The sequence below is a fragment of the Nitrosospira sp. Nl5 genome (assembly GCF_900102495.1).
GTDB lineage: Bacteria > Pseudomonadota > Gammaproteobacteria > Burkholderiales > Nitrosomonadaceae > Nitrosospira.
This window is the reverse complement of the sequence record NZ_FMVQ01000016.1, coordinates 1-23,604: the sequence shown is the minus strand read 5'-3', so window position 1 is coordinate 23,604 and position 23,604 is coordinate 1. Positions and strand designations below refer to the sequence as shown.

General features: G+C 51.9%; 24 protein-coding genes, 1 tRNA gene, 1 other RNA gene and 1 riboswitch. Of the genes, 14 read left to right on the top strand and 12 right to left on the bottom strand.

Annotation, left to right across the window (positions count from 1 at the left end):
• The first annotated feature begins 481 nt into the window (after nucleotides 1–481).
• Complete coding sequence (locus BLP45_RS12885; protein ID WP_090372899.1) at nucleotides 482–1,045, top strand: GNAT family N-acetyltransferase; 564 nt, start codon at nucleotides 482–484, stop codon at nucleotides 1,043–1,045.
• Nucleotides 1,046–1,162: 117 nt separating this feature from the next.
• Here the strand turns inward: BLP45_RS12885 and BLP45_RS12880 are convergent.
• Nucleotides 1,163–1,239, bottom strand: a tRNA-Arg gene (locus tag BLP45_RS12880).
• 147 nt (nucleotides 1,240–1,386) lie between these two features.
• On the opposite strand from BLP45_RS12880, the gene BLP45_RS12875 reads away from it, so the two are divergent.
• On the top strand, nucleotides 1,387–1,932 hold the full coding sequence (locus tag BLP45_RS12875; protein ID WP_090372898.1) for a c-type cytochrome: 546 nt from the start codon (nucleotides 1,387–1,389) through the stop codon (nucleotides 1,930–1,932).
• A gap of 254 nt (nucleotides 1,933–2,186) precedes the next feature.
• The gene (locus BLP45_RS12870) at nucleotides 2,187–3,014 is read left to right on the top strand and encodes a symmetrical bis(5'-nucleosyl)-tetraphosphatase (RefSeq protein ID WP_090372897.1); all 828 of its coding nucleotides are present in this window, start codon (nucleotides 2,187–2,189) and stop codon (nucleotides 3,012–3,014) included.
• Here BLP45_RS12870 and BLP45_RS12865 read toward each other — a convergent pair.
• The 8 genes from BLP45_RS12865 to gcvT all read right to left on the bottom strand — a co-directional run bounded on the left by BLP45_RS12865 (nucleotide 2,935) and on the right by gcvT (nucleotide 10,422).
• On the bottom strand, nucleotides 2,935–3,750 hold the full coding sequence (locus tag BLP45_RS12865) for a lysophospholipid acyltransferase family protein (RefSeq protein ID WP_090372896.1): 816 nt from the start codon (nucleotides 3,748–3,750) through the stop codon (nucleotides 2,935–2,937). The genes BLP45_RS12870 and BLP45_RS12865 overlap by 80 nt on opposite strands.
• Before the next feature lie 67 nt (nucleotides 3,751–3,817).
• Nucleotides 3,818–4,279 (bottom strand): outer membrane lipoprotein, encoded by a 462-nt coding sequence (locus BLP45_RS12860; protein ID WP_090372895.1) that lies wholly within the window; start codon nucleotides 4,277–4,279, stop codon nucleotides 3,818–3,820.
• A gap of 11 nt (nucleotides 4,280–4,290) precedes the next feature.
• Nucleotides 4,291–5,229: a carbohydrate kinase family protein gene (locus BLP45_RS12855; RefSeq protein ID WP_090372894.1), complete on the bottom strand. Its 939-nt coding sequence runs from the start codon at nucleotides 5,227–5,229 to the stop codon at nucleotides 4,291–4,293.
• 51 nt (nucleotides 5,230–5,280) lie between these two features.
• Nucleotides 5,281–6,729: an aminomethyl-transferring glycine dehydrogenase subunit GcvPB gene (gene gcvPB, locus BLP45_RS12850; protein ID WP_090372893.1), complete on the bottom strand. Its 1,449-nt coding sequence runs from the start codon at nucleotides 6,727–6,729 to the stop codon at nucleotides 5,281–5,283.
• 115 nt (nucleotides 6,730–6,844) lie between these two features.
• Nucleotides 6,845–7,339 (bottom strand): thiol peroxidase, encoded by a 495-nt coding sequence (tpx, locus tag BLP45_RS12845; protein WP_090372892.1) that lies wholly within the window; start codon nucleotides 7,337–7,339, stop codon nucleotides 6,845–6,847.
• Between the two features lie 11 nt (nucleotides 7,340–7,350).
• Nucleotides 7,351–8,754, bottom strand: a complete 1,404-nt coding sequence (gcvPA, locus tag BLP45_RS12840; RefSeq protein ID WP_090372891.1) for an aminomethyl-transferring glycine dehydrogenase subunit GcvPA — start codon at nucleotides 8,752–8,754, stop codon at nucleotides 7,351–7,353.
• A 104-nt stretch (nucleotides 8,755–8,858) separates the two neighbouring features.
• Nucleotides 8,859–9,248, bottom strand: coding sequence for a glycine cleavage system protein GcvH (gene gcvH, locus BLP45_RS12835; protein ID WP_090372890.1), 390 nt, complete (start codon nucleotides 9,246–9,248; stop codon nucleotides 8,859–8,861).
• Between the two features lie 43 nt (nucleotides 9,249–9,291).
• Nucleotides 9,292–10,422: a glycine cleavage system aminomethyltransferase GcvT gene (gcvT, locus tag BLP45_RS12830; protein ID WP_090372889.1), complete on the bottom strand. Its 1,131-nt coding sequence runs from the start codon at nucleotides 10,420–10,422 to the stop codon at nucleotides 9,292–9,294.
• 2 nt (nucleotides 10,423–10,424) lie between these two features.
• Nucleotides 10,425–10,525: riboswitch (glycine riboswitch) on the bottom strand.
• Nucleotides 10,526–10,816: 291 nt separating this feature from the next.
• Here gcvT and BLP45_RS12820 point away from each other — a divergent pair.
• From BLP45_RS12820 to metW, 9 genes are all read left to right on the top strand, one after another.
• On the top strand, nucleotides 10,817–12,394 hold the full coding sequence (locus tag BLP45_RS12820; protein ID WP_090372887.1) for an AAA family ATPase: 1,578 nt from the start codon (nucleotides 10,817–10,819) through the stop codon (nucleotides 12,392–12,394).
• Between the two features lie 170 nt (nucleotides 12,395–12,564).
• Complete coding sequence (locus tag BLP45_RS12815; protein ID WP_143002446.1) at nucleotides 12,565–12,879, top strand: glutamate--cysteine ligase; 315 nt, start codon at nucleotides 12,565–12,567, stop codon at nucleotides 12,877–12,879.
• Between the two features lie 13 nt (nucleotides 12,880–12,892).
• Entirely contained in the window at nucleotides 12,893–13,837 is a 945-nt protein-coding gene (gene gshB / locus BLP45_RS12810) for a glutathione synthase (RefSeq protein WP_090372885.1), read from the top strand.
• 30 nt (nucleotides 13,838–13,867) lie between these two features.
• Complete coding sequence (locus BLP45_RS12805; protein WP_090372884.1) at nucleotides 13,868–14,272, top strand: PTS sugar transporter subunit IIA; 405 nt, start codon at nucleotides 13,868–13,870, stop codon at nucleotides 14,270–14,272.
• Complete coding sequence (locus BLP45_RS12800) at nucleotides 14,262–14,531, top strand: HPr family phosphocarrier protein (protein ID WP_090372883.1); 270 nt, start codon at nucleotides 14,262–14,264, stop codon at nucleotides 14,529–14,531. The genes BLP45_RS12805 and BLP45_RS12800 overlap by 11 nt, the downstream gene beginning before the upstream one ends.
• Nucleotides 14,528–16,255, top strand: a complete 1,728-nt coding sequence (gene ptsP / locus BLP45_RS12795; protein ID WP_090372882.1) for a phosphoenolpyruvate--protein phosphotransferase — start codon at nucleotides 14,528–14,530, stop codon at nucleotides 16,253–16,255. Before BLP45_RS12800 ends, ptsP begins: the two co-directional genes overlap by 4 nt.
• Nucleotides 16,256–16,597: 342 nt before the next feature.
• Nucleotides 16,598–17,725 (top strand): homoserine O-succinyltransferase MetX, encoded by a 1,128-nt coding sequence (locus BLP45_RS12790; protein ID WP_090372881.1) that lies wholly within the window; start codon nucleotides 16,598–16,600, stop codon nucleotides 17,723–17,725.
• Between the two features lie 140 nt (nucleotides 17,726–17,865).
• The gene (locus BLP45_RS12785; protein ID WP_090372880.1) at nucleotides 17,866–18,561 is read left to right on the top strand and encodes a HugZ family pyridoxamine 5'-phosphate oxidase; all 696 of its coding nucleotides are present in this window, start codon (nucleotides 17,866–17,868) and stop codon (nucleotides 18,559–18,561) included.
• Nucleotides 18,562–18,841: 280 nt separating this feature from the next.
• Nucleotides 18,842–19,453 (top strand): methionine biosynthesis protein MetW, encoded by a 612-nt coding sequence (gene metW, locus BLP45_RS12780; protein ID WP_090372879.1) that lies wholly within the window; start codon nucleotides 18,842–18,844, stop codon nucleotides 19,451–19,453.
• Here the strand turns inward: metW and BLP45_RS12775 are convergent, their stop codons facing one another.
• Nucleotides 19,454–20,872, bottom strand: a complete 1,419-nt coding sequence (locus tag BLP45_RS12775; RefSeq protein WP_090372878.1) for an AmpG family muropeptide MFS transporter — start codon at nucleotides 20,870–20,872, stop codon at nucleotides 19,454–19,456.
• A 50-nt stretch (nucleotides 20,873–20,922) separates the two neighbouring features.
• Nucleotides 20,923–21,714 carry an exodeoxyribonuclease III gene (locus BLP45_RS12770; protein WP_090372877.1) on the bottom strand — a complete coding sequence of 264 codons (792 nt, stop codon included), beginning with the start codon at nucleotides 21,712–21,714 and terminating at the stop codon, nucleotides 20,923–20,925.
• A 26-nt stretch (nucleotides 21,715–21,740) separates the two neighbouring features.
• Here BLP45_RS12770 and pyrE point away from each other — a divergent pair, with 26 nt between their 5' ends.
• Nucleotides 21,741–22,382 carry an orotate phosphoribosyltransferase gene (gene pyrE, locus BLP45_RS12765; RefSeq protein ID WP_090372876.1) on the top strand — a complete coding sequence of 214 codons (642 nt, stop codon included), beginning with the start codon at nucleotides 21,741–21,743 and terminating at the stop codon, nucleotides 22,380–22,382.
• Between the two features lie 98 nt (nucleotides 22,383–22,480).
• Here pyrE and BLP45_RS12760 read toward each other — a convergent pair whose 3' ends face one another.
• A complete protein-coding gene (locus BLP45_RS12760; RefSeq protein ID WP_090372875.1) occupies nucleotides 22,481–22,954 on the bottom strand; it encodes an LEA/WHy family protein in 474 nt (157 codons plus the stop codon).
• A gap of 181 nt (nucleotides 22,955–23,135) precedes the next feature.
• On the opposite strand from BLP45_RS12760, the gene rnpB reads away from it, so the two are divergent.
• Nucleotides 23,136–23,437: RNase P RNA component class A (gene rnpB / locus BLP45_RS12755), an RNA gene on the top strand.
• Nucleotides 23,438–23,604 lie beyond the last annotated feature (167 nt).

The window sequence follows — 23,604 nt, the reverse complement described above, 5'->3', positions numbered from 1 at the left end:
TCTGGTCCCTTTCATAAATCGTAACAATTAAGGTATTTTATGCCTAAGAAATCCGCTACCCGTTTCATTCGCGACAGAGAGGGGCTTGACAAAGACCTCATTTAGCGCTTGCTAAAGCTAGATTTATGTTTGACAATATCCTTTCATAACGCCCATCAACTCGGGCGTTATCCGTTTTATAAATAAACACCTGAAGAAACAGTAGCTTATTGATACTTGGGGGACTAGAAGTTAATCTGCGTCCCCTAGTTTATATCTCTGATGATGGTTTCGCTCGCCCGTCATCTGCTGTAGCCCAAGAAAAATAACTTATAATTTATAACTAGGAGATTCATCATGTCGGTACATACATCAATTCTTGGTGGAGTGCGACTAACTGGCCAAGATGCAAAAAAGTTTCGAGATCAGGTAACGCGTGGCCGTCCTAGCGCAGCGGCAGGAAAAGGTTTAGAAGAAGGGACCAGGTTAGTTAAAGAATACAATGCAAACGGATTTGCAAGGATCAGCATCAAGCGCAAATAACACCCTGTCATTGGTATTGCGTCAATTAAAGCCGGGTGACAATGTTGCCCGGCTTTCTCTTGGTCACTCAGATTATGTTCCGCTGAAAAATTTCCTGAAACGGGAGGCCCGAAAGTTTCACGAGCAGAACATCACTAAGACGTGGGTTGTAATTGACGAAGAAAAGCCTGCCATCATTGTAGGTTACGTCTCTCTCATATGCAGCCAAATTGAGCTTGAGCAGGGAAACGAGCACGCTGTCCCCGATTTTCAATATATCGGTTATCCATGCATAAAAATTGCCCGATTGGCAGTAGATCAAAGTTTACAAGGGCAAGGTATTGGAGCTGAGTTAATTAGCTTCTCGATTTCCCTCACCAGAGGCTTAGTCATGGAAAACGTCGGTTGCCGTTTTCTTGTCGTGGATGCAAAAAATGCCTCCATCGGTTTTTACAAGAAATGCGGATTCACTTTGCTTGATACGCCAGAAAATAAAAGTCGAAAATGCCCTCTGATGTTTATAGACCTACATAAAATATCGTAGCAAACCCAAGCCCGCTTCGGCGGGTTTTTTATGGCCTACTTAATGAGCCAATTGCTGACACTGTGCTGACACGGAGTAGCTTGCCGCATTGATGTGTTAAATAAGCTATTGATTTTATGGCGCGCCCAACACGATTCGAACGTGTGACCCCCGCCTTCGGAGGGCGGTACTCTATCCAGCTGAGCTATGGGCGCATATAGGTGTAAACTTACTTCTTACTTTATTGCGCGGACCGATAGGATAGCTTCTTTTATATCCCCCGTCCAACGTAAACAGATTTGTGTTTTTGCTTGAACGGGCACGAACCTATACAATAACCATTTTTTCCTTGGGGAGTTATTGTGAGCGGCACTGAAGATGAAGAAGGGCATTCCTCCGGTATCAAGACGCCGAAACAACTGGTCACGGTTCTTCTGGCCGCTTTTCTGTTTCCAGTCGTGATTATTTTACTGCTGGCACGGTTTGTCACCACCGATGTTTCGGTAGATCAAAATAATCCTGTTTTCTCGGATACAGCCGTGAAAAAGCGTATAAAACCGGTAGGCGTGCTGGTGACAAGTGGCTCCCCGCAGGCTGACGAGAAGTTGGAAGGAACCCGCCAGGCAGCGAATGAGGTGGTTGCTTCCGTGGCGGCAGCTGACGGCGCAGACAAAATCAAGACTATCTACACAGCCAGCTGCGCTGCTTGTCATACAACAGGGGCTGCAGGCGCGCCCAAGCTCGGCGACAAATCGACATGGGCTCCGCGCATCAAGACTGGTATGGATACTCTCTACAACAGCGCCCTCAAGGGCAAGAATGCGATGCCTCCCAAAGGCGGAAACGCCAGTCTGTCCGATGCTGACGTCAAGGCGGTGGTGGATTACATGGTGAGCGAGGCAAAATGATTCTCTGAAGACAGGAGTACGAGATAACGGGGCGATAGGGAAAATCCATATCGCCCTATTTTTTGACAGGGCCCCTGTCACTAAATGTGACTGATGAATCCGAGGTCTCCCGCGATACAGCTTTAACCTAATGGGTTTAATTCCCCGTCCCTTGGGGGAAGGCGCTGGCTGAAAGCCAGAGGATTGTAAGAAGTAAGAAGCGCGGTGAGTGCTCGCTGCTTGCGGAGAAGTACTTGATTGATTTACTCTAAAACATGGCTACTTTCGCAATCGGTGATCTGCAAGGCTGCTATAAGGAATTCAGGCAACTTCTTGACTTGATCGGTTTTGACCGTGCACACGACAGGTTGTGGCTGGTGGGAGATATTGTCAACCGCGGACCGGATTCATTGGCCGTATTGCGTTTCGTCAAGGAACTAAATGACGCCGTAATCATGGTGTTAGGCAATCATGACCTGCATCTGCTGATGGTTGCCGAAGGTTGTACCAAACTGCATCGGGACGACACGCTCCAAGATATACTCGATGCGCCTGACAGGAGCGAATTGTTACATTGGTTGCGGCATCAGCGGCTGCTGTATGTGGACGGGGATTACGTCATGGTACATGCGGGTTTGCTGCCTTCCTGGAGCGTGGCGCAGGCCACGTTGCTTGCTCAATTGGTCGAAGGGGTGCTGCGTAGCGGAAACTTCCATAAATTCTGCTCCCATATCTACGGCAACCAGCCCGACCATTGGGATGACAGCCTTGAGGGTTATGCGCGCTTGCGAGTAATCATCAATGCCATGACGCGTATGCGTGTGTGCACCGCTGGAGGAAGGATGGATTTCGCTCACAAGGGTTTGGTGCAGGACATACCGCCCGGCTACCTGCCGTGGTTCGAGGTGCCGAACCGTGGGAGCCGGGAAGCCATCGTTGTTTGCGGCCACTGGTCGGCATTGGGTTTGCAAATTAGAGATAACCTGATAGCACTGGATACAGGTTGTTTATGGGGAGGAAGGCTCACTGCTGTGCGACTGGAAGATCGAAAGGTTTTCCAGGTGTCTTGTGCGGCAGCGGAAGAGACAAAGCGTCGGCAATAGCCTGCTCAGCGTAACGTGCCAGTTCGCGCCGATTTCTTCCGCTGCTATGAATAGGCTCGGCGAAAATTAATTCGACCTCAATCCATGGTTGCCGCAATATTCGCCGCAGCGATTCCAGCATCGAGATATTAACGAATGCCGCCGACTTGCTGATCGCTCCCGCAGCGTCGCTGTAACGTATCGCAACCGGGCATAATATCGCTTTGACCGCTACCGCCGGTTGCAATAGCGAGGCATGAAAATGCCGGAGCATGGTACCGTCGCTGGTCGTGCCTTCCGGGAACACGGCAACCCGGTCTCCCATGATCAGCGCATTGCTGATGTCCTCGTTTATCCGGGCAGTATCACTACGCTTAGTGCGCTCGATGAATAGTGTTCCCGCATTCCGGCTCAACCAGCCAAGCAATGGCCAGCTTCGAATCTCTGATTTTGCTATAAAACGGGCGGGACACACCGTTATCAGAGAATATACATCTATCCAGGAAACATGATTGGCCGCCAGCATTACCCGCTCTATGTCGGGACCGGGCACTGCCCCACTGTAGCGCAACCTGACGCATAAAATCGCAAGAAGGCTTGCCGACCAGCGTTGCGCCATGCGTCTTTGTGCTGATTGATTGAGATGTGGATATACTGCGGATTGCACCAAGCCCGAAATGATATGCAGCAGCAAGCGGATGGACCGGAAAATTTGTGTCGGCCGGCTGGTAGTGGTGCTGGTGTTAGCCTTTTGCATGCCATTATTATCGCATCAATAATGACGAATGATGGTCTCGATACAAGTCCGCTGCGCCGGAGCCTGACTAGTGCGATACGCGCGAAACGCCGCCTCCTCCCAGGATTCTCACCCGCTCACCTGGCTTGAATTCCTCATCGGCCGCCTGAGTGATCGCTACCATCGAGCCATTGTCCAGTTTGACCGTGATCTCCAGTCCCTTCCTGCTCGTCACTCCCTGTTCCGCTGCCTGACCCACAAGTCCTCCGGCAAGCGCACCGAGAACCGCGAAAAGTGCGCCTAAAGTGCCATCGGCGGCAGTGCTGGCACCGATGCCGCCGGCCGCGCCTCCTGCTACTGCCCCAATACCACTGCGCGTACCTTCGAGCTTCACCTCCCGCACACTTTCCACCACGCCGGTGCGCACGCTTTGTTCTTGCCGAGCCTGGCCACGAGAGTAGTCGCTACCCGACAGCCCCGCTGCGCAGCCGCTCAAAACGGCCACAGATGAGTATATCAACGCCACTGCGAAAATACCCGTCCGTCTCATTGCGTCCCTCGTTATAGAAGAATGCGATTGCCGAAAACTTCAAAATACCGTTGATCAATTTCGGCCTGGCTGACACTGTGATTCTGCCCGCCCCGCTGCGCGATTTTCAGTGCCCCCATCAGCGAACCAAGCTGACCGGTGCTCTGCCAGTCCATTTCGTTGCTGATCCCGTAAAGCAACCCAGCGCGATACGCATCGCCGCACCCGGTCGGATCGATCAGCTTATCTACCTTAACGCTCGGAATTTCGATCTGTTGACCGTCGGCGTAAATTACCGAGCCCAGTGAGCCTTTTGTGACAATCAACCCCTTCACAAGTTTTGCCAGCGCTTCCAGCGTACGTCCGGTGCGCTCCTGCAGCAACTGGCCCTCGTAATCGTTGACAGCGACGTAATCGGCCTTATGGATAATATCCAGCAGCTCTTCGCCATTGAACATAGGCAGTCCTTGGCCAGGATCGAACATGAAGGGGATCCCTGCCTCATGGAATTCGTCCGCATGCTGCACCATACCATCGCGCCCATCCGGAGCGATAATGCCAAGGCTCACCTCTTTCGCATCGGCCACATGATTTTCATGCGAGAAGTTCATCGCACCAGGATGAAAAGCGGTGATCTGGTTATCCGCCAGATCGGTGGTGATGAACGCTTGCGCAGTGAAGGTGTCACGTACATGCCGTATATGCGTTTGCATCAGGTCCAGCCCCTTCAATCGAATCGCATATGGCTGGTAGTCGTCACCTACTGTAGCCATTATAAGCGGGTTGCCGCCTATCATTTGCAGATTGTAGGCGATATTGCCGGCGCAGCCACCGAACTCCCGGCGCATATCCGGCACCAGAAAAGCGACATTCAAAATATGAATCTTTTCCGGCAGGATGTGATTCTTGAAATGGTCGTTAAACACCATAATGGTGTCGTACGCAATGGAACCGCAAATGAGTGTGTGCATCTGGCTGATGGGATGGGGGCTACTTTGTATGAGGTTAAATCAAATTGATTTTCAAGTCTGCTTCCAAACCAGATCCAGTTCCCGAGCCGCTTTTACATCGTCGAGCCTGCGCACTGGAGTGGTATGAGGAGCACCTTTTACCATTTCCGGTTGGGTGTGAGCTTCTTCCAGGATTTCTTTCATGGACGCGACAAATGCATCAAGCGTTTCCTTTGATTCGGTCTCCGCGGGTTCGATCAGCAGGCATTCTGGCACCAATAGCGGAAAATAGGTGGTGGGGGCATGGTAGCCCTTGTCCAGCAACCGCTTTGCCACGTTCATTGCGGTTACGCCCGTTTTCTCCTTAAGGTCTTTCAGCGTGACAATAAACTCGTGGCTGGCACGGCGGGTGGGGTAGGCGATTTCAAAACCCGCCTTGCTCAATTCCGCCATCAAATAATTGGCATTAAGCGTGGCGAACTCGGCAACGCGATGCATTCCTTCCTCTCCTAGCAGGCGTACATATACATAAGCCCGCAGCAGTACGCCTGCATTGCCCATATGTGCCGAAAGCCTGCCAATGGATTGGGGGATGTCCTTTTCCGCCAGCCAGCGATATGCGCCTTTTTCAAATGCCACCACCGGTACGGGCATGAACGGCAACAAACGTTTACCGACACCTACTGGGGCTGAACCTGGTCCTCCGCCGCCATGGGGAGTGGAGAAAGTTTTGTGCAGGTTGATATGAATGACGTCAAAACCCATATCGCCCGGTTTTACCTTGCCCAGTATCGCGTTCAGATTTGCGCCGTCGTAATACAGCAGCCCCCCCGCCTGATGGACAACCCTGCTCATTTCGGCGACGTTCTTCTCAAATACACCAAGCGTGGAAGGATTGGTCAGCATCAATCCCGCGGTTTGCGGACCAACCGCCGCTTTCAGCGCCTCCATATCCACATCGCCTTCCTTGTCGGTGGATATTTCCACCACTTTGTAGCCGCACATTACCGCTGTGGCGGGGTTGGTGCCGTGAGCAGCGTCGGGTACAATAATTTCGGTACGAGCGGCATCCCCGCGCGATTCATGATAGGCGCGTATCATCGCTATGCCGATCAGCTCGCCTTGCGCGCCGGCCATTGGTGTGAGGCTGACGCCCGCCATTCCGGTTACATCCTTCAATATTTCTTGCAGTTCATACATGCATGCAAGAAAACCCTGACCGGTGCTTTCCGGCGCCCGTGGGTGCCGCGCAAGAAATGGCGGCAGCATGGCCAGCGAGTTGCATGCCCGCGGGTTGTATTTCATCGTGCAGGAGCCAAGTGGATAGAACTGGGTATCTATCGAAAAATTCTTTTGCGACAATCTTGTGTAATGACGCACCGCATCCATTTCAGATACTTCCGGCAGCAGCGGCGGCCTTTTTCGCAGCAGATTCTGGGGAATATTTCCCGTTTCCGCGGCTGTTGCCGGGGATTGAGAGTAATTGCGCCGCCCGGGGCGGGAGTGTTCAAATATCAACATTGATGGAATCCGAGCCTTTGCGGTGAGTGTTATTAAGGGTCTTTAAAATGCAAATTTGCCAGCGCCCGCTTGCACATGCCTTCACGATATCCGTTGCATCAAGAAGTATGGGGGGCTATTTTAGTACAGCCAAAGCTGCATCGTAGTTGGGTTCGTCCTTTATTTCGGGCACCAATTCAGCGTGGATCACTTTGTCGTCTTCATCCAGTACCACAACGGCACGGGCGGTGATACCGGCCAGTGGGCCATCGGTAATGGCAACACCGTAATCTTTCATGAACCCGGATCCTCGCATGGTGGACAATACCACCACCTTATCCAACGCTTCGATGTCGCAGAAGCGACTCATTGCAAAAGGTAAGTCAGCGGCGATTATCAATACTACGGTATTGTCCATGTTGCTGGCTTTTTCGTTGAATTTGCGAGTAGAGACGGCACAGACCGGGGTATCCAAACTGGGAACGATGTTCAGTACTTTCTTCTTGCCGGCAAAATCGGCCAGCGTTACATCCTTCAAGTCCTTATTCACCAGCGAGAACGCCGGCGCCTTGTCGCCTACCTTTGGAAAGCTGCCTTCAATTTTGATGGGATTGCCTGCAAGAGTAACCATGACTATTCTCCTTAAGTTGAGAGTGATGTAGCTGAGGTTGCGCGAGAATTAACGGAGCTTATATTATCAAGTGCCTGGCCTAAGTGATTGGCATAATTCCCCAGGTCCGCGGCTGTTTTGGTTTCGGTTGCGCATATCAACACCGTATTGCCAAGCTCTGGATAATATTCCTTCAAATTCAGGCCACCCAATATCTGCTTGCCTTTAAGCATGCGCAATACGTCGTCAACCGGTGCGGGCAGTGCAACGGCCGCTTCGTGAAACACTGGTCCACTGAAAATTCTTTTTACTCCTTTCAGGGGCTCCAGTTTTTCCAGCAGAGCCAGAATGTTGGCATGCGACTGGACGGCGATCCGTCGCAGTCCGTCCGGTCCAGTAAGGGCCATGTAAATGGTGGCGGCAGTGACCATCAGCCCCTGGTTAGTGCAGATGTTCGAGGTGGCTTTGGAACGCCGGATATGTTGTTCACGCGCTTGAAGCGTGAGGACAAAACCAGGCTTGCCGTCCTGGTCGGTTGTGCGACCAATAATACGTCCCGGCATTTGGCGCACCAGCGCCTGCTTGCAGGCCATAAAACCGAAATAAGGCCCGCCGCTTGAGAGCGGAATTCCCAATGGCTGACCTTCCCCTACCGCTATATCCGCTCCCTTGCCGCCCCATTCGCCGGGAGGGGTGAGCATCGCCAGCGCCATGGGGTTAACGACGCCAATTGCCAGTGCGTTCTTGCTATGCGCCCAATCGGTAAGGGCATCGACCTGTTCAAGCACGCCGAAGAAATTAGGCTGGGGAATGACCAGCGCCGCAAATTCCTCCTGGCCGAACTCATCCAGAGACTCAGGCAGCGTCTGGCCAGACTGCCTGCAATAGGGTAGCTCGATGACCTCAATCCCCTGGTTTTTAACAATGGTCCGCACTACACTGCGATAAACAGGATGGATCGTGGCCGGCATCAGGATACGGCGGGAGGACTTATGCGAACGCACGGCCATTAATGCCGCTTCAGCCAGCGCAGACGCGCCGTCGTACATGCTGGCATTGGAAACATCCATCCCGGTCAGCGACGCCATCATGGTCTGATATTCGTAGAGCAGTTGCAAGGAGCCCTGGCTCGCTTCCGCCTGATAGGGCGTGTACGAGGAATAGAACTCGCCACGCGTAGTAATCTGCCATACTGCGGCCGGGATATGATGCTCGTATGCACCAGCGCCGATAAAATTGAAATAACGACCGTCCGCCTCGGACCTTTCCAGCATCAGGCGTGAAATTTCCATTTCGTTCAAGCCGGGCGGAACACCTTTCAAGGTGCCGGTTTTCAGGGCGGCAGGGATTTCATCGAACAGATCATCAATCGTGTTTGCGCCAATGCTTTCAAGCATGGCGCGTATATCTTCTTCAGTATGAGGAATGAACGGCATGATTTGTTCCGTAGGTCATTGTCATGAAAAATGAAACGTAGGGAGTGAAAACGTAAAGTCTGAGAATATTATCCGTATTTCATTTTCGACGGCTCACGGCTTGATTAATCTTCCTCGCTTTCGAGTAGTTTCTGGTAACCTGCTGCATCCAGCAGATTGTTCAGATCGGCGACATTTACCGGCCTTAGTTTGAAAAGCCATGCTGCATAGGCATCCTGATTAATTTTTTCCGGGGCCGTTTCCAGGTCGGGGTTGGCTGCTGTTACCTCTCCCGAAATAGGTGCGTACACGTCGGCTGCCGCCTTGACCGATTCCACGACGGCGCATTCTTCTCCCTGGTCGAGTTTGCGCCCTATATCCGGCGTTTCCACGAACACCATATCTCCCAGTAACTCTTGTGCATGCGGGGTAATACCGACCGTCACGATGCCATCGTCTTCAAGCCTTACCCATTCGTGCGATTTGGTATATTTTAAATTATTTGGAATACTCATGTTTTTGCTCCAGAATTAAATGACACTTGTGCCGCTGTCCAAATCAAACCAGACTTTTGCCATTTCGCACGAACGGATATTTTACCGCTTTCGCTCGCAGCATCTTGTCCCGTACCGATACCTGCACTTCATCTCCAGGGGATACGCTTAGTGGCAGGCGTGCCAGCGCAATGGATTGATTGAGCGTGGGAGAAAATCCACCACTGGTGATTTCGCCGGTGCCTTCATCGCCATCGTACCGCGTAGCAACTTTCTGATGGCTGCGCAGGACGCCCCGCTCGAGTAAAATCAAACCAATTAATTGCTGTTTCACAGGCATTTCCAGCAGTGCCTGCTTACCGATAAAGTCGCGATCACTTTTCAGATCAACCGTCCAGGTCAACCCGGACTCTAACGGACTGGTGGTTTCATCCATGTCCTGTCCGTAAAGATTCATTCCAGCCTCGAGCCGTAATGTGTCACGCGCCCCGAGTCCCGCAGGCGCCACCCCTGCGGCATGAAGCGCGTGCCAGAAACCTGCGGCATCGTTCGCCGGCAGCATGATTTCAAAGCCGTCCTCTCCAGTGTAACCGGTACGGGCAATAAAATATTTATCATACGTTACCGCCTGGAACAGCTTCAGGTTCTCAGTTGCAGCCTGAGCCCCGGCAATAACCTGCCAAACCTTGGCGCGACCATTAGGCCCCTGCACCGCGATCATGGCTAGATCACGGCGGGGGACGATCTCCAGCCCAGGTGCGAGCTGGTCGCGTTGCGCCAGCATCCACGCCATGTCTTTGTCAGCAGTACCCGCATTCACGACCATGCGGAAATGCGATTCAGTCAGAAAATAAATGATGAGATCATCGATCACCCCGCCCCGGGGGTTGAGCATACAAGTATAAAGGGCTTTGCCGGGCTGGGTCAGCTTGTCCACATTATTGGCGATGAGGCGCCGAAAAAAAGCACGCGCCACTTCCCCCTTGATATCCACGGCCAACATATGCGATACGTCGAACATGCCCGCATCACTACGTACCTGGTGATGTTCGTCAAGCTGGGAACCATAATGCAAAGGCATGTCCCAGCCACCAAAATCGACCATCTTGGCATTCATGTCGCGGTGAGTTTGATTAAGCGAGGTCGTTTTCACAGGTGAGCGTCCCAAAAATAAAAAAGGCGAAGTCACGTCCATGACTTCACCCCTCTGTCCTTTTACCTGAGAGATTACGGAATGTCTGTCCCGCGTGCCCCTTCGGTGGCCAAACTCGATGTTGGCGCTCTCCAGATTGCCTGTCACAAGCGGTTCTCAAGGATCAGATCAACCTGATCTACGCCTGAGCGATTCCGGGGGGTTGCGCCTTCGGCGGCGACGATGAAACCGGCGCGCTCTTCCGCTTGGATAATATAATGGCAGACTCGAACTATACTCCAGCAACCGGGATCAAGACAAGGCAAATAGTATGTTAAAACCGCTTTTCCCGCGATTAAGATGATTATACTGACCACCCGTACGTGCCGCTATAAATTCCATTATTTACACGCCGTTTGCAAACGCATGGGCGCACTTCTAAACGCATGAGGTAATAATGTATCTTAGCCACTTTGGGCTTTCTGAACAGCCATTTGCTCCTATTCCGGTCACGCATTGTTTTTATGATGGAGCCAGCCGGGGCGTGACGCTGGACGCGCTCATTTACATGCTTACGCATGGCGAGGGTATCGAGGGCATCATCAAGGTCACGGGGAAAAACGGCAGCGGCAAAACGACGCTGTGCCAGTTGTTGATGAGACGGTTGCCTGCCACTATAAAAACAATTTATCTTGGCAAGCCAAATTTGTCGCAAGAAGAGCTTTTCCATTGCATTGCCGACACATTAAAATTCAAGCTGAGTGAAAACTGTACCGCCGCAGTGCCCCCCACCGCTGCAATATCGGAACTGCAGAATGCGCTGATCGAGCAATACGCCAGCGGCAAGCAAATCGTATTGTTACTGGATGACGCCCACACCCTGCCGGCGGAGACTTTGGAAGCGTTGCGGCTGCTGTACGAGTTAGAGTCGTCCCGCCAAAAATCTCTGCAAATTGTCTTGTTTGGCCAGGCTGAATTGAAAAATACGCTGGCTTTGCCGCAACTGCGTCAATTCAGGAATCGCATCACCCATCACTTCGCCACCCAACCGTTCAACGCTAAAGCGGTAAAGGATTACTTGATATTCCGCATGCGCGCGGCGGGATACCGCGGCCCGGACATTTTTACTCCTGAAGCGGTAAGTTTAATCACCATGGCTTCCGGCGGGCTCGCGCAGCAGATAAACAATCTTGCCGATAAATCTCTGCTGGCAGCGTTCAGTGCCCATACGCGCAACGTAGAAGCCCAGCACGTCGAGATGGCCATTAAAGACTCGGGGATCAAGCGCCGGCCTGATTTGCGTGGCTGGTCCCATTTGCTGAATCACTGGGGAGCCGGTGCAAGCGCGGTGCTGGCGGTCATTGTCCTGGGGGTTCTAGGGTGGCAGGCCCTGCGCCCAGAGTCAACACATGTTACCCCTACCGTTGCTTCGGTCCCCGGTGAAGTGATAACGTCAATACCAGTCTCGTCCCCCAACTACCCCGCGGTGACCGAAAGGGCTGTTCCCAGCGTCCCTCCCCCAATTTCAGCAGCCCCGCCGAAAAGCAAGGTGCCTCCCGCGCCCCCGGCCTCCTTGGCAGCCATACCCGAGGTTCCCCCTGTATCCACCGGGGCCGGGGTAGGAACGATCACTTCCGCCCAGGGGGGATTAGCTGACGCGGCCGGATCGCAGCGTGCTGCCGGCCTGGATATCGGCGGGGTGAAGCTGGCGGGGCATGGCTTGCTGGAGCAGCGAGTTGACGCAACCAAAAAAGTTATGGTCAAGCTGGACAATAGTTATTACAGTATTCAACTATTCGCCACAGAAAATATCCAGCCCGACCGTATGGAACGATTTCTGGGTCGTGCTCAAAGTTTAATCAATTTATCTGACCTTTATGTACACGCGGTGGATACCGAGGGCAAAGCCAAATTCAGGGTGACATATGGAGTTTATCCCAGCCGCGAGGAAGCCAGCGCTGCAATGGACGAGCTTCCACAAAAATACAAAACCTCCTTCAATCCGGAGTTATATACCTTGGGTGAACTACGCTAATTTCTCAACCTGAACCCAGCGGTTAACATTTTCAAGCTTATCGGCCTGAGCGGTCGCATTCGGCATTGTTACGCCTTGTCCTGTACCTCAACTGCATACTCAACCTTGCCCCAACCGCCGGATTAGGCTGACCGATAAACGATTTCAATATTCACGGACTACGGCAGTACGTGATGTACAATGTGGTTATCCTCAAACGTTATCTTTATTCCATGCCAGTGCCTCGTCTTGCGACTGGCCCGAGTGGCCCGATTCTCGATCTGGAAAGATGCGCCGTTGATGCCATATTGTTCCATCGAGCGTTGTATGGCCGATGGCGGCAATACGTGCCATTTAACCGTTACCCCGATTTTCGCAGCAGCGGCTTCAAGCTGGCATCTATGGAGATACAAAATTTATTTCCCGACTGCTTCAATAAACTCGATGCCGAATTCCTGTCGCTTTGCATTGTAGGGGATGATTATGACATGCGGGATTCGGGATGATCGATAATCATAAATGAAACTCGCCTTCATTCTCGACCAGCTGGATTCGATTAAAACGTATAAGGACTCGAGCTTTGCCATGATGCATGAAGCGGCTGCTCGCGGGCATCAGCTGTTTACCATGCAACAAGGGGATTTGGCGTGGAAAGGTGGCAAAACGGTCGGATTCGCCCGTACGCTGGAGTTAGTCGGCCAGGCAGATGAGCATTCCTGGTATCGAGTAGAAGAACCTGAGGAAACGCCGCTGCAAGAATTTGACGCCGTGCTGATGCGGAAGGACCCTCCCTTTGACATGGAGTATGTTTATAGTACTTATCTGCTGGAATTGGCGGAAAATCAGGGTGCCCGTGTCATGAATAGCCCACGAGGGATCCGGGATCATAACGAGAAGCTCGCCATAGCGAAGTTTCCACAATTTACCGCCCCTACTCTGGTGACGAGGCAGGAATATCTGATTCGCAATTTTCTCGGCGAGCATGGCGACATTGTGCTGAAGCCGCTCGACGGCATGGGCGGAGCCAGCGTTTTTCGCATTCACAGCGCGGATCACAATATCAGCGTAATCCTGGAAACTCTCACGCATTACGGAACGCGCACGGTGATGGCTCAGCGCCACATCCCCGAAATCAGTCAAGGTGATAAACGTATTCTGCTGATAGCCGGCGAGGCGGTACCTTACACGCTGGCTCGTATTCCGATGCCAGGTGAATCGCGCGGCAATCTCACGGCGGGAGGTACCGGTGTAGCACAGCCGTTAACGACGCGCGACCGTGAAATCGCGGAAGCATTGGGACCCGCGCTATATAACGATGGCTTAATGTTGGTTGGACTGGACGTGATTGGGGACTATCTAACCGAAATCAATGTTACCAGTCCAACCTGCATGCGTGAAATCACTGATCAGACTGGTTTCAACGTAGCTGGAATGATGGTGGATGCGCTGGAAAAGCATATTTAATTCACCATTTATTGAATAGCAGAGCATTACATGATTGGAATTTTGATTATCTCTCACGGCAACCTGGGCGACAGCCTTATTCATTGCGCCAACCATGTCATGGGGACGAAATCGCAGCATTTGATGCAACTGAGCATCTCCATTCACGATGATCCCGATGTTGTTATGCCGAAAGCGCTGGAATTGGTCGGGCAACTCGATTGCGGTAACGGCGTACTGGTATTAAGCGACATTTGTGGGGCAACCCCGTGCAATATCGCCAGCCGGTTAGTCAATCCGGGCAGGGTGGAATGTCTCGCTGGAGTCAATTTGCCGATGCTGGTGCGAGCGCTTACCTACCGCAACGAGTCCCTCGCGGTGGCAGGGGATAAAGCATTGACCGGTGGCAGAGAAGGGGTCATACGCATTGATTCAAGGTTGCATAATGCAATATAAGGAGGTTGAAATCCTCAACAAATTGGGATTGCATGCGCGTGCTTCAGCAAGGCTCACCCAGTTGGCCGGTCAATTTCAGAGCGAGGTATGGTTATCGCGAAATGATCGCAAAGTCAACGCGAAAAGTATCATGGGAGTGATGATGCTGGCTGCAAGCAAGGGAGTCATCCTGGGTATCGAAACAACCGGTGCCGATGAAGCCGAGGCGATGCAGGCGCTGGTAAACTTGATCGGGAATCGCTTCGGGGAAAGTGAATGAGCTTTGCATTGCACGGCGTCGGCGTTTCCGGCGGTATCGCGATAGGGCATGCATATCTCGCTTCCCATGCGGCGCTGGAGGTAGCGCATCATATCGTGCCGCAGGATCAAGTCGATAATGAAATATCCAGGCTCGACACTGCTTTCACAATGGTCCGCGAAGAGATTGAGACGCTGCATGCCTCTGTCGTCAGCGGTCCGGCAGCTGCAGAATATGGAGCGTTCCTCGATTTGCATCGGATGATTCTGGATGATCCCACACTTTCCACTGCAGCCAAAGCATATATCGCCCAAAGCCAATGTAATGCCGAATGGGCGATTACCCAGCAGATGGATGTATTGATGGCGCAGTTTGAGGAGATCGAGGATCCCTATTTGCGCGAGCGCAAGACCGATGTGATCCAGGTGGTGGAACGGGTATTGAAAGTCTTGCTGGGCCATCCAGGCTACATTCCAACCTCGTTAAAGCGTGACGGCGACAGCATACTGGTAGCCCATGATTTAAGTCCCGCCGATGTCATTCAATACAAGCAACACCGGTTTACCGCATTCCTCACTGACTTGGGCGGTTTAACTTCTCACACCGCTATCGTCGCACGCAGTCTCAACATTCCTTCCATCGTGGCGCTCCATCATGCACGCCGGCTGATCCGCGACAATGATATTCTGATCGTGGACGGCAATCAGGGCGTAGTAATTGTTGATCCTGACAAGCAGGTTCTGTCGGAATACCGGTTGCGCCAGAGTCAGTTTGAGCTGGAAAAGCAGAAACTGAAACGCATCAAAACGATCGCTGCCAAGACGCTCGATGGTACCGCGATAGAATTGCAGGCCAATATCGAGCTACCTCAGGACATCGAACAGGTGAAAGAGAACGGTGCAACAGGTATTGGCCTGTTCCGCAGCGAATTCCTGTTTCTCAATCGTAGCAGTTTGCCTGACGAGGATGAACAATTCGAAGCTTACCGTAGCGTGGCTCGGAAAATGCGGGGCCTGCCGGTGACGATACGCACCTTCGATCTGGGCGCCGACAAAAATCTTGATAGCGCCAAGCGCGTCGCTGCCAACCCGGCGCTGGGATTGCGTGCCATCCGCCTGTGTCTGGCCGAGCCGCACATGTTCAATACCCAGTTGCGCGCGATCCTGCGCGCTTCCCACTATGGTCAGATTCGTATTCTGGTGCCAATGCTTTCCAGTGTTTCCGAAATTATTCAAACGTTGAGCTTGATTGACAGCGCGAAGCAAAGTTTGCGCCAGGAAAATATTCCATTCGATGAGAAATTACAAATAGGGGGCATGATAGAGATTCCTGCCGCGGCGCTATGTCTCGATATTTTCATGCGCAAGCTGGATTTTTTGTCTATCGGTACCAATGACCTCATCCAGTACACGCTTGCCATCGACCGTGCGGACGATTCCGTGGCGCATCTTTACGATTCACTGCATCCCGCGGTGTTGCGGCTTGTCGCACACATCATTCGGAGCGCCAACCGAACCGGAATATCGGTGGCGGTCTGCGGCGAAATTGCGGGAGACACATTGTTTACCCGGCTACTGCTAGGTTTCGGATTGCGGCTGTTTTCCATGCACCCGGCACAATTGCTGACTGTGAAACGAGAGGTGCTGAGAAGTAATTTGCCACATATCATACCGCTCACGCAAAAAATCCTTAAAGCCGATGACCCAGGAAAAATTCACGCATTATTAACGAAGCTGAATAGCTGATTTTATCGGGAGCACCTGAAAATATTCCAGATGAAGCGAAAATAAAAGCTGATGCGGAATGAATTTGTATGCAAGTAGCGTTTTCCGGGAGTAATCAAGTTTACGACAGCATGGAGGAGCGGGTTAGCTATAAGATGGTGTTCATAAAACTTGAATTTTTAGAGGCTTGTTTGACTATAATTACCGATCAAGGCTCGCATCAAGCATCAAAGCGATCGAGTGACTGACCCGCAAGGATGTGGAGAAAACACTCGATAATTATTTGTATAGCATCATTACAACAAGACCTGTTTTTGCAGGTCATTTAAGTCGTGAGCAGTTTTTTTCGATTACTTTACGTTAATGCAAGATTCCAGCTTGATTGATATTGTGGCTCCGCAACGTGTTCGCTTCGATGCACCGCTGCATTTGAGGAGCGGCGCCGTGCTCGAAAACTACGAGTTGGTATATGAAACCTACGGCGAACTCAATGCTGCCAAATCCAATGCCGTGCTGATATGTCATGCACTCTCCGGTAACCATCATCTGGCGGGCTTTTATGCTGACAGCCCCAAGAGCGCTGGATGGTGGAATAATATGATTGGTGCCGGCAAATCCATTGATACACGCAAGTTTTTTGTGATGGGGGTGAATAACCTTGGCGGTTGTCATGGTTCTACCGGACCCGCGAGCATCAATACAAAGACCGGAAAATGCTACGGCGCGGACTTTCCGATGGTAACAGTGGAAGACTGGGTGGAAACCCAGGTACGGCTGGCGGATCATCTCGGTATCGAACAATTTGCCGCAGTGGGGGGTGGCAGTCTTGGTGGGATGCAAGCGTTGCAATGGACACTCGATTTCCCGGGAAAGGTGCGGAATGCGCTCGTCATCGCCGCAGCCGCCAAGCTAACAGCGCAGAATATCGCATTTAATGACGTAGCGCGCCAAGCTATTATTACCGATCAGGATTTCCACGGTGGAGATTATTATTCTCATGGAGTAGTGCCGAGACGAGGTTTACGGCTTGCCCGGATGCTGGGGCATATCACCTATTTGTCGGACGACTCGATGGCAGCGAAATTCGGACGAGAATTGCGTAATGGAGCGCTGGCATTCGGTTTCGACGTGGAATTCGAAATCGAATCATATTTACGTTACCAGGGGGATAAATTTGTTGACCAATTCGATGCCAACACGTATTTGTTAATGACCAAGGCCTTGGATTATTTTGACCCCGCCCACAAGCACAATAACGACTTGAGCGCCGCTTTCCGTGCCGCCAGAGCAAATTTCCTGGTGCTGTCGTTCACCACCGATTGGCGTTTTTCGCCGGAGCGCTCACGCGCCATTGTTAAAGCATTGCTGGATAATGAAATGAATGTCAGCTATGCGGAAATCAGTTCCAGCCATGGCCATGACTCCTTCTTGATGGGAGACCATCATTATCATGACTTGGTGCGAGCGTATATGGATAATATTGTCGTATAGGTACAATTACTGGCTGTGAGTCCCAGAAAGCTTCACATTCGCGTTGCTGCAGCTTGCCCCATACAGCAGAAATCGCGCCCTCCAACCCGCCCCAACCGCAGATTCAGATTACATTTCAAAGGCGGCCTTATTGCCATCTTATGAGCAACGCGCGCGCTTCCCGCCAACTATTACGTAGTCATCGTTATGGTGTCTTAAGCACCTTATCGAGAAAATTCAATGGTCATCCGTTCGGCTCGATTGCGCCTTATCTCGTGGACCACGATGGTAGCCTGCTCATCCTTATCAGCACGTTGGCGGAACACACCAGGAACATCAAGTATGATTGCCGCGTCAGCCTCATCGCGTACGACCAGAACAACGTGGATATCCAGTCGCAAGGGCGTGTCAGCATGGTCGGGGAGGCGAGGCAGGTGATGGATAAGCCCCGTCTTGGTGCACGTTATCTACGTCATTTTCCGGAAGCAGCATGCTATTTAACCATGCGCGATTTCTCTTTCTATCGCATCATGCCGCAGACACTGCGTTATATCGGCGGCTTCGGTAAGATTCACTGGGTCGCGGCAAACAGCTATTTGGTGCCATGCTATCCGTTGATTGAGCAGGAGGCCGCTGTCATTGCACATATGAACTCTGACCATTGCGATACGATGCGCCGCTATTGTCAGCACTTCCACCAATGCGAGGCGCTGGATGTGGAAATGCTGGGCATCGACTGCGACGGTTTCGATGTGCGCGCGGACGGCCAACATTTGCGTTTTCATTTTGAGGAAATGGTACTTGATGCGCAACAGGCTCGACGTGCGCTCGTGAAAATGGCCCAGGAAGCGGGATAAGGTGAGAGTTTATATCACCACGGTTAGACGCTTATGACGCCGATTCTCCTTTGGCGGTTTGGCGCGTAAACATATCCTCAGGATATACTAGCAATAATCCTGAATCCGCGGGCTAATATCCTTCTCAACTCATTTTTCAACTCGGTACCATGACCCGAAAAAGTTTCTTGCGCCACCTGACCTTCACCTTTTCCGCCAGTTTGCGGCAGAACGGACTGCACTGGCTTTGCGCCCCAAAAAACGCACACTCCAGTTCGTCCACCTCCGGAATTTAGGAACAATGAGCACGTCTACAATGCCATCCTCCGGTTCCCGGCCTGATTTCGCCGCGATTGCGGCATGGGTAAAGCCCGGTGCGAAAGTACTCGATCTCGGTTGCGGAGACGGCTCCCTGCTGCGTTTCTTGCGGGATGCACGTAATGTCCGTGGTTATGGCGTGGAAATTGATGACGCCAATGTTCTGGCATGTTTCAATAATGGGGTAAACGTGATTCAAAGCGATCTGGAATCGGGACTGCTAAATTTCGAATCGGGATCATTCGATTATGTTGTTCTCTCGCAAACATTGCAGGCAGTGAAAAATACCGAGAACATCGTCAAGGAAATGCTGCGGGTAAGCAAAGAGGGCATCGTCTCGTTTCCCAATTTTGGTTACTGGAAAAATCGTTTACAGGTTGTCTCCGGCCACATGCCTGTTTCGGAGACCCTGCCCTATCAGTGGTTTGATACGCCGAATATTCATAACTGTACGCTTGGTGATTTTGAAGAATTTTGCCGCCAGCACGGCGCACGCATTCTCGAACGCAGGGTGATGAATGGGAACCATCAGGTCAAATTCTTTCCTAACTTGATGGGAATGTTGGCTTTTTATCGGTTTGAACAGCAGAAATGATCATTTATCAGCATCACTTGAGGTCCGGGGGGAATTGCTATCCGGTGTAGAATTCCCGGTCTCAAATTTCGCTTGGCCGGCCAGCCATACCAGCACTAATACCGGTAAACCAAGTAATGCGGTACCGGTAAAAAAACTAGCGTAGCCATAAGAGTCAACGAAATTACCGCTGAAGCCGGCGATGAATTTCGGCAATAACAGCATTACCGAACTGAACAATGCATACTGTGTGGCTGAGTAGGCGGAATTTGTCAAACTGGAAAGATAAGCTATAAAAGCGGAAGAAGCGATACCGGCTGATAGATTGTCGGCAGAGATGGTGAATATTAACCCGGTCACGTCGTGTCCGCGCCCGGTCAGCCAGACAAACAGCAGATTCGTTGCGGCCGACAATACCGCTCCCAGAAACAGCGTACGCATGATGCCGATTTTTGCCGTGAGTACTCCGCCTATGGCCGCCCCTGCAATCGTCATGATGACCCCGTAAACCTTAGACACAGTTGCCACCTCGTCCTTGGTGTAGCCCATGTCCACATAAAAAGGGTTGCTCATCACTCCCATTACAACATCCGAGATGCGATACGTAGCGATTAATGCCAGAATCAACAAGGCCTGCCGTCCATGGCGCACAATAAAATCCCGAAAAGGCGCTACTAGCGCTCCATATAGCCAAGCCAGCATTTGCGTGATGCGCGCGTTCAAATTCCAATGGGCAATGGCTTTCCGGGCATAGTCTTCATTTTCCGAGATAAGGCGGGTGACAGGAACGTCCGGCTCGCGAATGATAAGGGTGGTAATAATACCTACCGCCATGCAGGCGGCCATTGCCAGGTAAGCGGTACGCCAGGGCGCATAGTCATAAGTAGCCTCCGAAGGGTCTACAGCCGCAGCTATCCACAGTACGCCAGCCGAAGCAAGAATCATCGCTACACGATACCCTCCCTGGTAGGTCGCCGCCATGGCCCCTTGAAGCCTCGGCGCTACGGCTTCAATTCGATAGGCATCCAGCGCTATATCCTGGGTGGCGGAAGCGAAAGCGACGGCGAGAGCAAAAAAAACCATATATGACAGGTTCTCGATCGGATCGGTGGTGGCCATACCGGTTAGAGCGATGGCTATAACGATTTGGGACAGCAACAACCACGCGCGCCGGCGGCCCAGTAATCGGGTTAATAACGGCAACGATAAGCGATCCACCAGCGGAGACCACATCCACTTAAAGCCATAAGCTAACCCGATCCAGCTTAAGTGGCCGATAGTGGAACGGTCGATACCTGCTTCCCGCAACCAGAATGAGAGGGTACCCAATATCAATAACAGTGGCAGCCCCGCGGAGAAGCCCAGGGAGAGCATTCCCAGCACGCGTGGATGGGTGTAAACGCGAAAAGCATGCAGCCAGCCGGACAGGGCAGCGGGCATTATTCTAGATCCGGCATTTAGGCTGGAGGATAACGCCGCAAGGTGAGCGGTCAATCACCATATTCAGGGCATATGCTGAAATCATAGTCGATAGTCAGTGGCGAATGATCAGAGAAACGTTCCGCCTTATAAATTGAAACCGCCGTCGCTTTGTCAGCAATCTTCGGTGTAGCAATCTGATAGTCAATGCGCCAGCCCACGTTCTTGGCCCAGGCTTGCCCTCGATTGGACCACCATGTGTATTGCTCAGGCTCCTGGCTGATTCGCCGGAAGACATCGACAAATTCAAGCTGGTCGAAAACTCCAGTAAGCCAGGTGCGCTCTTCCGGCAGAAACCCCGAATTTTTCTGGTTGGAGCGCCAGTTCTTCAGGTCAATCTCCTTATGAGCAATATTCCAGTCACCGCACAATATGATCTCCCTGCCGCAGCTCGCGAGTTTTTCGAGCATGGGAAAGAATCGCTCCAGGAAGAAGAATTTTGCAGCTTGCCGGTGTTCCCCGCTGGAACCGGAAGGAAAATAGATCGATATCACGGTCAGTAAGCCAAAGTCCGCGCGTAGAAAGCGTCCTTCCGCATCGATTTCCGCAATACCCAAACCTTCAGTAATATTGTCAGGCTTGTGCCGGCTGTAAATACCTACCCCGCTGTATCCCTTCTTTTCAGCGCAATGGAAATAACCGTTGTAGCCATCAGGTGACGCCATTTCTCCCGTAATGTCGATTGCTTGCGCTTTCAGTTCTTGCACGCATACGACGTCCGCCTGCTGAGTTGGGAGCCACCGGAAAAAACCCTTGCTGGCGGCAGAGCGTACGCCATTCAGGTTAAGCGTTATAATTCTCACGTTTATTTTTCCGGTTTGTCATAACGATGCCCGATTTCCGGCAAGAGTTCATTAAGTTTGCAATCAGCTGTAATGTACTATGCTTCGGCGAATTTAAAACCAAAGCGGGGCGAATGTCGCCGTATTTTTTCAATGCGGGCTTGTTCAATGACGGCGCCTCTCTCCGAAAGCTGGGGCAATTTTACGCCAAAGCCATTCTCGCCGCCGAGCTTCCGTTTGACATGCTATTTGGTCCAGCCTACAAAGGTATTCCACTGGTTAGCACTATCGCCATTGCTCTGGCCGAGAGCGGATATAATTATCCTTTCTGTTTCAACCGTAAAGAAGTAAAAGATCATGGCGAAGGCGGGAATCTGGTTGGTGCGCCGCTTGCCGGACGCGTGCTGATCGTGGACGATGTCATTTCCGCCGGTGTTTCGGTGCGCGAATCTGTCAATCATATTCGCGCCTGGGACGCTGTACCTTGTGGAGTCGTCATCGCCCTTGACCGCATGGAGAGAGGTAATGGAGAGCGTTCCGCTACCCAGGAGGTTCATCATGCGTATGGAATTCAGGTCGCCAGTATTATCAACCTGGACGACATTACAAGTTACCTGCGCGATAGGAAGAATCTAAGACGCGATCTTCACGCGATAGAAAGCTACCGTGCACAATATGGTGTTGCATGATTCAGGGAAACCATAAGAAGGAATCATAGTTGATTCGTACCATGGCAAGGCCGCTGATCCGATATCCGGCCATACCGTTCAAGCGAAAACGATCGAAATCAGTCCATCTTCTCCGGCGGTATGGTTGGCAACGTAATTTCTCCTTGCGAATCGAATTGCCGCCCGATAGCCAATCCCTGACCACCAAGTTTGCCGCGCAACCGGTAATCGGCCTTGGTACGATCGCCGGTGGCTAGTCCAAAGGCATGACGAAGGATTGCCGTCGCGGGAACTGTTACCGGTACCGTGATTATCGTTTCTCCAAATCGCGGAATAGTGCCCCCCTGATTGCTTACTCCACTTGCGAAGCCTGTTCCGCGTAAATCCAGATCAAGGGCAATGCCATCGTAATTGATCGGTTTGTCATCGTGGTTCTGAATTCTAAGATGCACCGCGAAGCGTGCCTCCATGCCTTTCCCTTCCAATGGTTCGATTCCAGCCACTGCGACGCGAAGCGGCTCGCGCAATCCAAGGACGGCACATCCGGAAAGGATGACAGCCAACGTTAGGATAAGCAATATGCGACGTTTCATACAATCCACCGATTTTACGAATCCCAAATCATAACTTGAATATTTCTAATCGAGGATCTTCTTGTTTCATGTTTCGCAAAAAGCAGGAAATTTGCCAGCAGCCTGTCCTTCTGGAAGAAGGAGTAAGAATACAGCACCCAAAATTGCATTTTTCGCCCGATTTGGTGATACCATCTCTATTGAAGCTGGCTAGACAGTCGCTGCTTGCCTTCCAGTAATGGAAGCAGGGAGAGGAAAGTCCGGGCTCCACAGAGCAGGATGCCGGTTAATGGCCGGCCGCCGTGAGGCGAGGAATAGGGCCACAGAGACGAGCGTATTAAGTTACGGTGAAACGCGGTAACCTCCATCCGGAGCAAGACCAAATAGGCAGGCGATAATGCTGCTCGCTGAGCCTGCGGGTAGGTTGCTTGAGCGCGCGGGTAACCGTGCGCCTAGAGGAATGACTGTCCACGACAGAACCCGGCTTATCGGCTAGCTTCTTTTTATTTTCGCATTCCCCCCTAAAGTCTCTGCACAGAAAAACGCGACTTCAACGTGATGTTGAAGCCGCGCGGAGGTAGATCCTGCTGGATTGTTGTTAGTGATCCATTGCCGGGGTTGAATGCTCATTGGGCTTTTTGAGTTGCTCCATGAGATCGTTGTCCCACTTG